The 13,705-nt window shown below is 40.9% G+C and carries 12 protein-coding genes; all 12 read right to left on the bottom strand.

Annotated features, from left to right (window positions below):
* Window positions 1–230 precede the first annotated feature (230 nt).
* Window positions 231–1,187 carry a sulfotransferase family 2 domain-containing protein gene (locus ACJJIM_RS01705; protein WP_444912185.1) on the bottom strand — a complete coding sequence of 319 codons (957 nt, stop codon included), beginning with the start codon at window positions 1,185–1,187 and terminating at the stop codon, window positions 231–233.
* Between the two features lie 153 nt (window positions 1,188–1,340).
* The gene (locus ACJJIM_RS01700; protein ID WP_444912184.1) at window positions 1,341–1,559 is read right to left on the bottom strand and encodes a hypothetical protein; all 219 of its coding nucleotides are present in this window, start codon (window positions 1,557–1,559) and stop codon (window positions 1,341–1,343) included.
* A gap of 72 nt (window positions 1,560–1,631) precedes the next feature.
* The gene (locus ACJJIM_RS01695) at window positions 1,632–2,771 is read right to left on the bottom strand and encodes a polysaccharide pyruvyl transferase family protein (RefSeq protein WP_413664520.1); all 1,140 of its coding nucleotides are present in this window, start codon (window positions 2,769–2,771) and stop codon (window positions 1,632–1,634) included.
* Window positions 2,772–2,789: 18 nt separating this feature from the next.
* Window positions 2,790–3,926: a polysaccharide pyruvyl transferase family protein gene (locus tag ACJJIM_RS01690; RefSeq protein ID WP_444912183.1), complete on the bottom strand. Its 1,137-nt coding sequence runs from the start codon at window positions 3,924–3,926 to the stop codon at window positions 2,790–2,792.
* 7 nt (window positions 3,927–3,933) lie between these two features.
* On the bottom strand, window positions 3,934–4,881 hold the full coding sequence (locus ACJJIM_RS01685; protein ID WP_413664518.1) for a hypothetical protein: 948 nt from the start codon (window positions 4,879–4,881) through the stop codon (window positions 3,934–3,936).
* Entirely contained in the window at window positions 4,874–6,112 is a 1,239-nt protein-coding gene (locus ACJJIM_RS01680) for a glycosyltransferase family 4 protein (RefSeq protein ID WP_444912182.1), read from the bottom strand. The genes ACJJIM_RS01685 and ACJJIM_RS01680 overlap by 8 nt, the downstream gene beginning before the upstream one ends.
* Window positions 6,113–6,122: 10 nt before the next feature.
* Window positions 6,123–7,994 (bottom strand): glycosyltransferase family 2 protein, encoded by a 1,872-nt coding sequence (locus tag ACJJIM_RS01675; protein WP_444912181.1) that lies wholly within the window; start codon window positions 7,992–7,994, stop codon window positions 6,123–6,125.
* A 15-nt stretch (window positions 7,995–8,009) separates the two neighbouring features.
* Window positions 8,010–9,119 carry a dTDP-glucose 4,6-dehydratase gene (gene rfbB / locus ACJJIM_RS01670; protein WP_444912180.1) on the bottom strand — a complete coding sequence of 370 codons (1,110 nt, stop codon included), beginning with the start codon at window positions 9,117–9,119 and terminating at the stop codon, window positions 8,010–8,012.
* Window positions 9,120–9,165: 46 nt separating this feature from the next.
* Complete coding sequence (gene rfbD, locus ACJJIM_RS01665) at window positions 9,166–10,035, bottom strand: dTDP-4-dehydrorhamnose reductase (protein WP_444912179.1); 870 nt, start codon at window positions 10,033–10,035, stop codon at window positions 9,166–9,168.
* 139 nt (window positions 10,036–10,174) lie between these two features.
* Window positions 10,175–10,723: a dTDP-4-dehydrorhamnose 3,5-epimerase gene (rfbC, locus tag ACJJIM_RS01660; RefSeq protein WP_444912178.1), complete on the bottom strand. Its 549-nt coding sequence runs from the start codon at window positions 10,721–10,723 to the stop codon at window positions 10,175–10,177.
* A 133-nt stretch (window positions 10,724–10,856) separates the two neighbouring features.
* Window positions 10,857–11,795 (bottom strand): glucose-1-phosphate thymidylyltransferase RfbA, encoded by a 939-nt coding sequence (gene rfbA / locus ACJJIM_RS01655; RefSeq protein WP_444913382.1) that lies wholly within the window; start codon window positions 11,793–11,795, stop codon window positions 10,857–10,859.
* Window positions 11,796–12,066: 271 nt separating this feature from the next.
* The gene (locus tag ACJJIM_RS01650) at window positions 12,067–13,701 is read right to left on the bottom strand and encodes a polysaccharide biosynthesis/export family protein (protein ID WP_413664511.1); all 1,635 of its coding nucleotides are present in this window, start codon (window positions 13,699–13,701) and stop codon (window positions 12,067–12,069) included.
* Window positions 13,702–13,705: the final 4 nt, after the last annotated feature.

Genomic DNA, 13,705 nt, shown 5'->3' with positions numbered 1-13,705 from the left:
TACACCGCTAACCAAGGACTATAACTTTCATCAAACTACATAACATACACTATCAAGAGGATGAAACAGAGCAATCAGGAAAAAGTAGCTTACATTACTAAATCACACATCTTGGATGAATTATACCGAGTAAAGGTGGAGAAATGCCCCATGATACAATTCACCGGACAGAACCACCCCCGTCAACACCTTGTAAGGTACCCCGGTTCCAAAATCGTGAGGCATACATACTAAGAAAGCCTTGTAAGAGATGATAAAATTGGCAGGGGTTGGCCCGTTCTGGCCACAACAACCTCTATAGAGGATAAATCCTTGATATCAGTTAAATCAAAGGAGAAGCCAATAAACCCCCTCCTGCCCAGCCCTCGTGCCTTGTAGATAGGATTGTATTCACTTGCTTTTGTCTCGGCTACAACTTCGCCATTATGTTTAACTCTAAGCAGCGCCGCTTCAGTCCCTCCCTCAGGCATCGCCCACCCCTTCAAATACCCGCTTTCCAAAGCTGTAGCGGCACCTCGTGTAAAGCATGCGCCGTTTCGAGCTAAATGAAGTCGCCAGTCAAATTGTGTACGAGCGCAGTTATAAAATTCATATTCCTTTGCATTCAAGGTTCGCAATTCAGATAGTTGTTCATTCGTGAGCCCTCTCGAATGAACAACCTCATTAGAAGTAATGTTTTGACGCAAAATTGGAATATTAATACCAAACTTTTTGTTAAGCAGGAGCAGAGAATCCTCAAATGATTCAACAAGCCCTATAAAGCCAAGTTGAGACCAATTACCCTGACCGACAAGACGGAGCTGTCTGTTAATATTTTCACGAGAGCGGTAAAAACTCTCAAAACTATCTTTATAACCTTGATGCCGAACTTTATGATTATACTCAGAAACAATTCTATTAACGGGATCGCGCAAAAAAGTTATCATCTGTCCAGCATCAAATATATCAATGTATTTTGACGCATGAAAATGACCAGTCAAAAATTGATATCCTTGCCTGTTAAAGTCCTGATAAAAACTCCAACCATCCATCTCCCCAGAAGCCCATTTTTTAATAAGGGGACTTGTCAAAGGCGAAACCCTGCCATAATCCTGACAAATTTTTGACCTTCCAAAATAAGTATCAGCACCTTTCCTGAAGCTTGTGCCAGCTGTTTTTGGGATATGCACAAAAATAATAGGTTTCACTAAAGCATCCCAAGCAGTATCCGCCAGTCTAAAAAAGCTCTTAACCACAAACCTTTCAACCACAACTGAAGAAGTAAATTAAAAGCTCATGTACAGCAATAGAGGGAAAATCATAAATATAACTATCCCTCAAAAAAAATAAATCACAACTTATCACTTAACAACAACCTTATAAGCTGATTTTTTCTGCGCCTTGAGAAATATATCTATAATCATCATCCCACTCAATAGAGTTCTTACTGGAATGGGTAACCAGCACAATTGTTTTATCCCTGCGGCAACCGCCTCATTGACCACATACCGAATAAACGGTTTATCGACGATAGGCAGCATACGGGTTCCCAAGCCGGCAACAGGTAAAATTGCTTTCATTTAAAATCGCAGTGTATCTACAAACAATTAATATAAAGAATAAAAATCCTTTTAAAATTTCTACTCTATTTTCTAATCCACCAAGGCTTTTAGAGAACGCCCTAATGGAACACTATTATCATCAAGAAATTTTTCCATTTTTTTCGCAAGCTCTAGCCTATTCCTATCAAATTCTTCAAAATCCCAATCTTTAAGAATTGACTCAATCTGAGATTTGCTTATACCAGCCTCGAAAGAACTCGCTGATACATGGGGGATTTTCATTTTTTCACAAAGCTCATGTGTCCTAGAATCAATATACAAACAAATAGCAGGAACACCAGATTGTATTGCAGACTGAACACCGTGGATTCTAGTACCAACAACGACATCCGTAGATCTGTGAGACAACATCCAATTTACAGCATCATTATATAGTCTAAAATTTTTTCTAACTGCGCCCCTAAATTCTGCTTCAGAAAATCCATAAGATGAAAAAGCAGGGAATATCTTCTCAAAGGATTTTTCAAAATCATCATCGGAAAAATTTGCCGCCAGCGATATAAAACTCTCAGGATGCTGAACAATATAATCACCACCTGATTGCACGGCCATCCTTAGCAAAGATGCCTCTAGACTTCTTAGCTCTTTATTGAATGGACTACCCGCAGCTATGTTTATTCTCTCCAGTTCATTTCCACATATTTTCTTATAGATATTTTCCCCTAATCTCTTATCGGAGGATATGAAATTAGTTTGGCATCCTATTGATACCACGTTGTTAGAAAACCCCAGTTTTTCCATCAAACTTAAAGTGTAATCCCCTCGCAGTGTTATTGCTGCCCCCTTTCTGCGTTCGAAAAAATCTCTAAGCCAAGAGATTGTTCCTTCTGGTATGAAACTAATGTCATCTGTTTTGGTTTTTACTTGCGCCCCCAATCCCAAACCAATCACAGGAACATTCAAATTACAAAGTGACAGCCCTCTTTTTGACAAATCAGTATGAAACCCGAGTTGATTTGCAAGTGAAAGCACAATACCAGCACCCTCACGATTAAAAATCGACGTATCAGTGCCAACACTCATCGGCCTACCTGAAAAATCAATAACACACTGCGTAGCAAAGTAGTAAATTAAATTTCCAGTATTACCACTAAACTGTGATTTATATTTATTAATATCATTCGGGAAAAATTTTTTCCCATAACCTGGACCAACATAGCTCCACTTCACAAAAGTAACCCCAATTTTTTAATTCACAAACTCAGTAAGTTTATTGCAAACTGAAATATCATAAGCAGCTAAAACAGCAAGATATCTTTTTATCAGAGCTTTTCGATTCTTGTCATAAGCCGCCCCATCAAATTTACAACTATCTACCATGTCTGCAACACCTCCAGCTACAAACATATCCCAAGAGCAAGTTGGCAGCATCATAATATCTGCAAGCTCACTTGTTCTCGTATCATGGGAAACAAACAATGATGGAACATAACTTTGGAAAGCAAGCATATTTCCATGTAATCGTGTACCAACTGACAAATCAAACTTTCGAGCATATTCCATCCAGGCCTCTGCATTAAAAAAAGTAACAAACCGTTCTTTAACAAAGCGCTCGAATACATCTCTTGACTCACCAGGGCACCATAAGTCAGCCTGATGAAGCATATGATGATTTCCCTCATCATATGCGTCTCCACGTGCCAAAGAAACTAATTCAAGGGGATTCTGGCATACAACCTCGAAATAGTTTTTCTTTATTGATAAATGAAATCCATCAAAAACTTTTTTAAATTTTTTCCTGTGCGCATCAATATTCACCAAAATACTTAATTTTTCCTCTGGCATATTCCTTAATGCTCTTAAAGAACTCTCACTCTTTAAACCCAACTCAGGATCTAAATTTGTAAAATTTGATGGGCACCCTACAACCTCTACATTATTAACCCCAAATGACTCAAGGAGTGTAGCCGTATACTCTCCTCGAACAGCGATTTTCGTAGCTAAGTCACTCAAAACTTTAGCAAACCTAATAGTCCCTTCCTTAAACTTAACCCCCTCATTCTTGTGAGTCGCTTGCGCCCCTAGGCCAACCACTAAGACTGGGAGGTTGGCTTTTTCTAGCTTGTCTGCCAAACTTCCCATATCCCGATCAGGATGTATAAAATTTGACGCAGGAAGAACAATTAGATCAAACTCACTTTGAATTTTCTTGGGATCGAAATTCCAACCTTCGATATACTTCTTATCACCTAAAATCTGTCGATCTACTGCATTCCAAAATGCATAATTTCCCGTGTTATTCCCGGAATTTAAAAAAGCTTCTTTTGTATTTTTATTAAATGATGACCCATTTGGGTTAGCACCAACAAATGCTATTCTTTTCATACAGCACCTAAGGAATTAACTTTTGAATAAAGAAATCGACTAGACATTCAGATTCGGACAATGGATTCCACTCAAATCCATTTATACCATTTACCAGGGGTTCAGAAACTATAAATTCACTCATATCAGTTCCGATACAGAATTTATCAGCAAACTTCCTATTTGACTCAGAGTAATACCCCATCAATACCCTTGCATAATATTTGGGAAGTACAAACTCAACATCCTGATTGTTAAAGGAGATAAACTCTTCCAGCAGCTCTGGCGCAGACACGCCTCTCCGATTAAGAGCCAGCTTTAAAAGGACCTCTCTCTTTTTCAGGGAGTAATTTGCTCCTTTTGAATCTGGAATAGCGTAACCTGATAAATTTCCAGATATACCACAGACCTCAAAGAACTGTTCCTCTATCTTTTGGTTTGAACTTCGCACCTGATCAAAATTAATGATCGATACTTTCGCTCCAAGATCTATCCATTCCTGACAGTTGGCATAATAATCCAGAAGGCTATCTTTTTTTGACCAAACAAGATTAGAAGTTCTACCTAAAGCTTTTACATCCTGGTTAAATCCTGAAGCCAGTAACTTGTCTTGTCTACGAACGGTATAGATAACCTCTACTTCATCAAAATAGGAAGAGAAGTAACTCAAAACTGACTTCTTATCGGAGAGCGTAAAATACTCAGATGAACAGATAGCTACAGAGCCTGTGCTAAATTTAGTCAGTTTTTTGGATATTTCAGATAACTTTTTTTCCTGCAGCAATCCGTTAATATCTTCGCGCTTTCGTAAGCGAGCATCCCCAATATGCTCACATGCAATAATATGTGGATCCAGCCCCGATATAACATCAACATCCTGATCAGCTTTTAGCCTTTTTACATTCAGGTTCATATAGGCTTGAATATAACTGGTGCCCGTCTTAGGCATTCCGACATGCAGATATAGTTTAGCCATGATAAATACCCATATGTTTATCTGCGCATTCACTAATAGTTAGAGGTTTCGGAATATTACTTGCGATCAGGTTCCAGCTACTACCCTCTCCACAGGCCTTCAGTATTGCCTGTTTCAGAGAATTACTACTCCCGTTACGGAAATGATATCCACTTATATTATCGGAAATTTTTTCAACCATGCCGCCGATATCACTACCGATCAAAGGACGGCCATGGTTAAAGGCCTCCTGAATAACCATCGGTGAGTTCTCCCACCATACCGATGGAATAATCACCCAGTCGGCTTGCTCCATTAAGCGACCTATTTCATGGGACTCATAGGATCCATGCAAGGTAACCAAATCGCCCAGATCCTCTAACAACCTAAGAATTTTCTCCTGAAACTCTTCCGTCTGTCCTTGTAAATTAGCTCCGTGAATATCCAAGTGAACCTTCTCTTGGAGATCTTCGGGCAACAGTTTAAAGGCCTCCAGTAATACATCTACACCTTTAAAAGGATTGATCTGACCAAAGAAAGCGAAACGGCCGCGTCCTTCTCCTTCTGCTAAGGGGCGAGATGCAGGCGTTTCAATCTCCGGCTGGCCATTTTCGATCATTACCATTTTCTCTTCGGGGATCCCCCAGACTTTATAGCGCTCAATGAGAAAATGACTGGGTGAGACGAACATATCCACCAAGTTAAAAATGGATTTGATATACTTCTCCCGCAGGAAGAAGTCCGCTGCAGAGCGATCGGGGAAACAATGTGCACAGTCAGTGGGAGATGACTTATAACAAAGCTTCATCTGTTTTCCAGGCTTAACCATTTGGCCATTATTAGCACAGATAGCTAAATATTCGTGCAGTGTTACAACAAGACGTGCATCCGGTAAGGTATTTCTTACCTCACGGATCAATTCCAACCCCATATGAATATAATGATGAAAATGTACTACAGTTGGTTTGTAGCGCTTTAATAATGCACGAAATTCCTGCCAAACATGCTTTTTACAACCCGATTGAAACAGAAAAAAATCGGACATATGAGTATGGAATAGAATCTCTTTGTTCGAATTAATAGTGGAGAAAGCAGATCCTCCATGGGAAGGCTGGTCGGTACGTGCCAAAAAAACAGTGTCCAAGCCCTGTCGTTCGTATTCCTTAAACAGATTGTAGGCGGCCACTTCTGCACCACCCTTGCTGTGATCCGGGTGACCGTGGGAAACAATCAGTATTCTGTGTTCAGTCATTGATAATTCCTTAACGAACCAGCTGTTCAATCAGGCTTCCCCAGCGCTCGGTATGTTGCCAGGCGTTATAAAGGGTGATTTTAAATTTCCAGTCTCTATTTTCGAACAAATTTTGTGACATCCGCTCTAGGTGGTAGAGCTTTTCATCGGCAAGAACATAATGACGGTAACCTGCTTCGCGTAATTTTAAGCAGAGATCAGAATCTTCAAAATCCCCGAGTACATAAGTCTCATCCAAACCATCCGCAGAATCATATAACGCTTTGCTAATAAACATACAAGCACCGGTAACTGCCGGTGATTCCATCACAGAATCAATATCCACCAACCATTCCGGATTACCCTTACCTGGGTGTTCGTTCAACCATAAGTTACCAAACTGGACGCTCTTGGAAAAACTCATACCCACATGCTGTATGGTGCCATCATCAAATACCAGCTTTGGTGCAACAACGCCAACATCTTCCAAGCCCGATGATTTTCTTTCAATTCGAGAAAGCCAACCACTACTACTTGGAATAATATCTGAGTTAAGCAGTACTAGTTTATCTGCGGTTGCATACTTGACGCCCAGGTTATTGGCACCTGCATAGCCCAGATTTCTGCCCCCATAGACCACCTTAAAGCTAATAGGAAACAACATACTGGTGTCATAACAGAATGGGATAAACTCATCGTAAAGTCTGGGGTCATCCAGGACGTAGATTAATTCAGTTTCATTAAAATCTTCATCATTAATAAACTGTGCAATCTGGTGTAGAAGAAAATCATAGCGGCCATAAAGCGGAACAATGACACTACGTTTAGGATTGCGAACCTCTGTACCAAACTGCAGTACTTCAACTCGAGGTTCGTCTAGAAGATCACGTCGATTCGACCAAAATGCAGATAATGCTGGGCCGATATGTTGACGCATATTTACCTGATAATCTCTTCCGGTAACATTAAAATTCACTAACACCTGTTGGCTAGCTAAAATGATATCTTCTCGCACATTGGATTGCTGTACTGAAATAGTGCCTAAAGCACCATCTTTAGTGACAAAAAGAAGTTCTAACTTAGCTTGCTCAATTAAATGTGGCATAGGTATCCAAGCAAAGAATCCAGCCTTATAAGTTGGACTTGCTTTTCCAGGAAAAGCTTCCAGAACATCCTGACGAGTATAGCGAGCAGACTCTTTAAGTAAGTTTTCGCTATAACTACCATCGGTAGTGCGCAAAACCAGACTCGCCATATCATTTTGTCCGTCTAAAAGCCAGCCTGATAGGAATAAACCGTGACCCGGGACTGCTAAAATGTTATCCCAGTGGGAGTTAACTTTAGATTTAAGCTGGTTTTCATCAAGTTTACGCAATCCTGGGATTTCAAATACACTGTTACCCATCCTTTCGAACATCAAGTCAAGTAGTTGTGCCTTTTCATCCGTACGCCAAGTCATACAATGGCCAAATAGGGATTCACCACTTAATTCAACAAAAGCATTTAACTCAACGCTCTTAGATTGAGTGTCTTTAGCAGCAACAGATAAACACAGGGATTTTTCGTTCACTGGGTGATCATAAGGCCAGTCCACCAACAGGCTATACCCCCAACGGGCGCTACCTTCAAAGCCAAAATGTCGATTTACATCTAAGCGAGTTGTGCGAAGCGTTGAGTAATTAAGTTCACCAATATTTGGCCCTTCAAAATCTTCATCGCTATCAATATATTCAAGGTGAAAATCCAGTGCATTATGGACGGGATGAAAAGCCCAACCTTGTATTAATAAATGCTTGCCACCAATAACACCGCATATATCAACCCAAACCTGAGCTATTTCCGGGAAATTCTTAGCGGGCTTAGTTGTTGCCGCTTTTAAACGCTCTAGTATCTTAATTCCCATTATCTCATTCCATCCTTATTCAGCGGTACTATATTGTTGTGCAATCCATTTACGGTAACTGCCATCCATTACCGCTCTCCACCAACAATCATTGTTCAAATACCATTGCAAGGTCTTGTAAATGCCTGTCTCAAAACTCTCCAGGGGTTGATAACCAAGTTCATTATTGGATTTCTTTGGGTCAATGGCATAGCGGCGGTCATGGCCTGCTCTATCCTGGACAAAAGTAATTAACTCTTGCGCATTACCTTTGATAACAGATAGCGCTTGAGGGTACTTAGTGGCTAGCGCAGTGTTTTCAGCAAACTCACGATTCATCAAGTCACAGATGAGTTTAACAATATCGATGTTTGCCCATTCATTAATGCCACCGATGTTATAGCACTCTCCAAGTTGCCCTTTTTGTATCACCTGCTCAATGCCCCTAGCGTGATCTTCGACATAAAGCCAATCGCGAATCTGTTTTCCATCTCCATATATAGGTAATGGTTGATTGAGCAAAATATTTGTGATCACCAGCGGAATCAATTTCTCTGGAAAATGATACGGGCCATAATTATTGGAGCAATTACTGGTTGTTACCTGCAGTCCATAAGTATGGTGATAGGCTCGAACTAGATGATCAGAGGCAGCCTTGCTGGCAGAGTACGGGCTATTTGGAGCGTATTGGCTCGTTTCACTAAATGCAGGATCTTCTGCTTCAAGGGTGCCATACACTTCATCAGTTGATACATGGTGGAAACGGTGAGTTTCTCGATGGAGCCCTTCATCCAGCCATACTTTTTTTACCGCCTTCAGTAAGCTATGAGTGCCGATAATATTTGTCTGGATAAAAGCATCAGGCCCACTTATCGAACGGTCCACATGGCTCTCAGCTGCAAAATGTACCAAAGTATCAATCTGATGCTCTCTAAGTATATTTTCGACCAATTGCGTATCAGAAATATCACCCTGATAAAACTTGAAAGTGGGCCGATCACTAATTGAATCTAAGTTTGCAAAATTACCAGCATAGGTGAGTGCATCCAGAACTACTACTACGTCTTGTGGATGGGTTTTCATCCAGTAGTGAACAAAATTGGCTCCTATAAAGCCTGCGCCACCGGTTACCAGCAAGTGTTTCATCTTCATACCAAAAAATTAGCTACGATTTATTTAAACTCGATTTGTACTATTGAGATTTTAGGGATAGTGCTTGTCTCAGAGACTCCCGCCAATGTGGCAGTTCAACTTCTAGCTCATGTATCAATCGGCTTTTATCTAAGACACTATATGGAGGCCTTTCAGCCGGTGTTGGATAGTCTTCAGTTTTAATTGCATCAATGGAAAGCTCTTTATCTGAAGGAATAAGGCCAAATTTCTTACTTTCTTCGAATATTGCTACTGCAAAATCATACCAACTTGCCACTCCCAGATCGGTGCAATGAAAGATACCTTTTACACTCTTTTGCTCGGCTAATATGAATAGAATCTTAGCAAGAGTTCCAGTCCATGTTGGTGTGCCTATCTGATCTGCAACCACACCTAATATCTTCCTGTCAGACATTAGTCGAAGCATCGTACTAACAAAGTTATTACCATGGGCAGAATAAACCCAAGCAGTACGTACTATTACCGCTTCTGGTAGTACATTCTGAACGGCAACTTCAGCTTCCGCTTTACTAGCACCATAAACCCCCAATGGATTCAACTTATTTGTTATCAAATAAGGGGATGACTTTTTCCCATCAAAAACGAAATCAGTAGATATGTGGATAAGTCTAACACTAAGGTTCTTACATACCTCAGCCAGGTTTGATGCGCCAATTGTATTAACAGCGAAAGCTAGATCTTGCTCTTTTTCAGCTTTATCTACAGCCGTATAAGCTGCCGCATTAATAATTAGATTTGGGCGATGCTTCTCTACTACCGATTCAACGGCGGACCGATCAGTAATATCAAGCTCCTCGCGAGATAAGCCAATCAGCTTATGCTCCACAGGACATAAACGATGAAGTTCACGTCCAAGCTGACCGTTTTTGCCAGTTACTAAAATTTTCATAGATACACCAACCGATTGCATATAATAATGATACGCATGACTTATATCGCAGCATTGAAAATGCAATTAATTTATTAATTACGAGGAGACCTTATATAAAGGCTTAACTTCAATTTCAGAAATATACTGTTATTGTTTGTTATGCAAAGTAGTCGGCATCCCGGAAATGCCTGCCTTCAGCATCTTTCCTTGAGAGTAGTGGGGGACGCCCATCTTCGATCGGCCAGCTTATATTTAGGTCCGGATCATTCCATAATATCGACTGCTCATAGTCTGGTGCATAATAATCTGTGCATTTATATACAAATTCAGCCGAATCACTTGTAACATAAAAACCGTGTGCGAATCCTTCTGGCACCCATAGTTGTCGTTTGTTCTCAGCTGACAAATAAACACCAACCCAGCTGCCGAAAGTTGATGAACTTTTGCGTAGGTCTACAGCAACATCAAAGACCTCTCCTTGTACCACTCGCACAAGTTTACCTTGAGTTTGCTCTGTTTGATAATGCAGTCCACGTAATATACCCCTTGATGATTTACTATGATTATCTTGTACAAATGCTCTATTTTCACATTTGTCCAAAAATACATCATCACGAAATGACTCAAAGAAAAATCCTCTTTCATCACCAAATATCTTTGGCTCGATGATTTTTACGTCGGGTATATCTGTTTCAATAATATTCATAACGTCTAAATGCCTACAACCGCCAAGACCAAGCTCTATCAAGCTCAAGCTTTAAACTGTAAGTAATGGATCCGTCCATCCCTAGACGATACCCTGGTTAAAATTCAAATAACCAATATATGTAATCAATTACTTAAATATTTGAAGCGTACCGGCGTTCGCTTAAAGATAATATTTCGCCATTTTCAATTAGCAATTGCATTAAGTATTTACCGTACCCACTTTTCATAAGAGGCTGTATTTGAGCTTCCAGTTCTTCAGCACTAATAAAGCCTTTGCGATAAGCGACTTCTTCAGGACAGGCTATCTTCTGTCCTTGTCGACGCTCTATTGTCTGAACAAATTGCGCTGCATCCAAAAGGTTGTCATGGGTACCTGTATCCAACCAGGCACTACCTCGACCAAGGTGCTCAACGTCTAGCTGCCCCTGCTCTAAATAAACCTTATTGATATCGGTGATTTCCAGCTCTCCACGAGCACTGGGTTTGATTTCTTTAGCAATATCACAGACTTGGCTGTCATAGAAATACAACCCCGTTACAGCATAGTTTGACTTGGGTGCTTCGGGCTTCTCCTCCAAACTTACCGCTTTTCCTTCAGTATCGAACTCCACTACACCGTACGCTTTAGGGTCAGCAACATGATAACCAAAGACAGTAGCGCCATTGTCTCGTTTATCAGCCTGCTGAAGAAGTCGGCTAAAGTTATGTGCGTAAAAAATATTATCGCCCAGAACCAGTGCACTATTACTGTCACCTACATGATCACGACCAATTACGAATGCTTGGGCCAAACCATCAGGTGAGGGCTGAACCGCATAGGAGATATTTAGCCCCCACTGTGCACCATCTTCCAGCAGGCGCTGGTAAAGGTACTGCTCTTCTGGTGTTGTGATAATAAGGATATCTCTAATGCCTGCTAACATAAGGGTCGTTAATGGATAGTAGATCATAGGCTTGTCATAAACAGCCATTAACTGTTTCCCTACACCTTTTGTTAAAGGATATAAGCGTGTGCCGGAACCTCCAGCCAAAATTATTCCTTTCCGATCAGAAGACCCCTTCACAAGCATTTCCCCCACCATTGAATCAATATTCATTTAATAGTCACATCAAGCATTAAGAGTTGCCGTGAAAAAACAGGATTAGCAGACCTGATAATCCTGGAAAGACATCAAACTTTAGAATGACAAATTCGGAGTGAATAATTACATACAACACTTAAAATCGGTATGATATAAGACTTACAGCTTATAACAGCCTGTAAGGAAACTAACCATACCGATTTATATCGTGCAATATGAGAGCCAATCTTAAAAAAGTTTACAACCTATTGGTACCAAGTTAGAAAGATAGAACTGCAGCGGTTCCGACAGCTATACGGTAGAGTATTTCTGTTACATCTTTGGTTACTTGTAATTCACTGGAGTGAATTTTTGGCATAATCATAATTTCATCTCCGGGGCGCAATCTATCCCCTAAACGATTATCAAAATCACCATCTTCTATACGGTTAATCGTTCCATCGAGATGTAGAATAACCAGCTCTTTACGATTTGCGTTATTAGCAAACCCGCCGGCCAACTCTATGTAGTCTTCCAGAGTCCGCTTCTTGCTGTAGACCAAGGAAGTTGGGAAAATTACCTCTCCCACGATTGACACAGTTGATGACTTCAAAGGCACAATCAGCTCATCACCATCTTCAAGCAGCATTTCTGCTGCATTTGGATTGTTCGCAATAACAACCTGGCCTCTGGGTTCAGCCTTTCGCGCTTGCTCGATAAAGCTCTGAATCATCATGGCACTATCTTTTTGCGCAGATTTTTCCAGGTCAGTGTTGGGCTGACGAGTTAGAACCTCCATCTGAAGCGCATCTAAAGAACGATCAAGAGCAGCTCTCTGCCGATCAGCGACACTCTTTCTATACAGCTGTATGGAGTTTCTGTCTGCATTATCACGAAAATTTAACTGACTCAGTAATTCATCAAGAGTTGCACCATAGGGCAGTACATAAGTTGCAGGCCCATCTAATTCACCAGAGACCCTGATTGAAATTGACTCAATATCGTTATCTCGCACTAACTCTATATGAGCTCCCGGATAAAGGCGTGTAGTCATAGCATTTGCAAGGGGCATATAGTCTGCTTGCTGGAGACCATCAATTACCTGAGTAATTCGTGCAAAGTTTGCCTGCGGATCAGGCTTCGTTACGAGGAGCATTTCACCCAGTTGAGTGTATGGTCCAGTAAATTCCATCTGTGCGGCTTGCTGAACAGCTCCTTCAACTGTTACCGAACCATTGCGAGCACCAACGACTACCACGTCGCCATTGCGAAGTTGTAAAGCAGGCATAATTCCATCGACCAAGAAGCTATACAGGTTTACCTTTTGTATTTCCTCTCCCTGGCGCATTACTTTGATATCAACAAAGCTGCCACTTTGCTCATCGATACCTCCAGCACTATCTAAATAGTAAAGGATCGAGTCTGAGCTAAAGCCGTTATACAGACCAGGGTTCTCAACAAAGCCCGTTACAAAGACTTTAACCGGCTGGCTCGCCTCTAAATTGGCATAAGCTTGCACATTATTCTTAAATACTCGTTTTACGTGGCGCAACACAAAGTCATTCAATGCGCCATTCTTCACTCCAGCAACATGGACTGGACCAACCTCGGGAACAAAAATATTACCTTTCGGATCAACCGGTAATGTCGCGCTGAAGCTATAGGCACCCCAAAGTTGTAGATTAACCTGGTCGCCAATCGATATTCTATAGTCGGGATTAAATCCACTAAATGGCTGATCTTTAAACGCTCCCTGAAACAGTGACTCCCCAAAAACGGGTATACCTGTCTTAGGCATTTCTGTTGAGGCAACCTCATCAATCAATTGCGTTTCCAGTGCTCCAGCCTGAATACTGGATAGTGAAACCAACAGTCCCAACCCAAAACTGAAGCGTTTTATTTTTTCAGTAATCATTTGC

The sequence above is a fragment of the Microbulbifer maximicatervae (SeqCode) genome (genome assembly GCF_052467615.1).
The sequence above is the reverse complement of the archived record's forward strand: the minus strand, read 5'-3'. Positions and strand labels throughout refer to the sequence as shown.

Bases quoted from the DNA above. Each gene is read 5' to 3' on its own strand.
- ACJJIM_RS01700 (WP_444912184.1), bottom strand. From the start codon at position 1,559: ATGAAAGCAATTTTACCTGTTGCCGGCTTGGGAACCCGTATGCTGCCT.
- ACJJIM_RS01690 (WP_444912183.1), bottom strand. From the start codon at position 3,926: ATGAAAAGAATAGCATTTGTTGGTGCTAACCCAAATGGGTCATCATTT.
- ACJJIM_RS01685 (WP_413664518.1), bottom strand. From the start codon at position 4,881: ATGGCTAAACTATATCTGCATGTCGGAATGCCTAAGACGGGCACCAGT.
- ACJJIM_RS01680 (WP_444912182.1), bottom strand. From the start codon at position 6,112: ATGACTGAACACAGAATACTGATTGTTTCCCACGGTCACCCGGATCAC.
- ACJJIM_RS01675 (WP_444912181.1), bottom strand. From the start codon at position 7,994: ATGGGAATTAAGATACTAGAGCGTTTAAAAGCGGCAACAACTAAGCCC.
- rfbB (WP_444912180.1), bottom strand. From the start codon at position 9,119: ATGAAACACTTGCTGGTAACCGGTGGCGCAGGCTTTATAGGAGCCAAT.
- rfbD (WP_444912179.1), bottom strand. From the start codon at position 10,035: ATGAAAATTTTAGTAACTGGCAAAAACGGTCAGCTTGGACGTGAACTT.
- rfbC (WP_444912178.1), bottom strand. From the start codon at position 10,723: ATGAATATTATTGAAACAGATATACCCGACGTAAAAATCATCGAGCCA.
- rfbA (WP_444913382.1), bottom strand. From the start codon at position 11,795: ATGCTTGTGAAGGGGTCTTCTGATCGGAAAGGAATAATTTTGGCTGGA.
- ACJJIM_RS01650 (WP_413664511.1), bottom strand. From the start codon at position 13,701: ATGATTACTGAAAAAATAAAACGCTTCAGTTTTGGGTTGGGACTGTTG.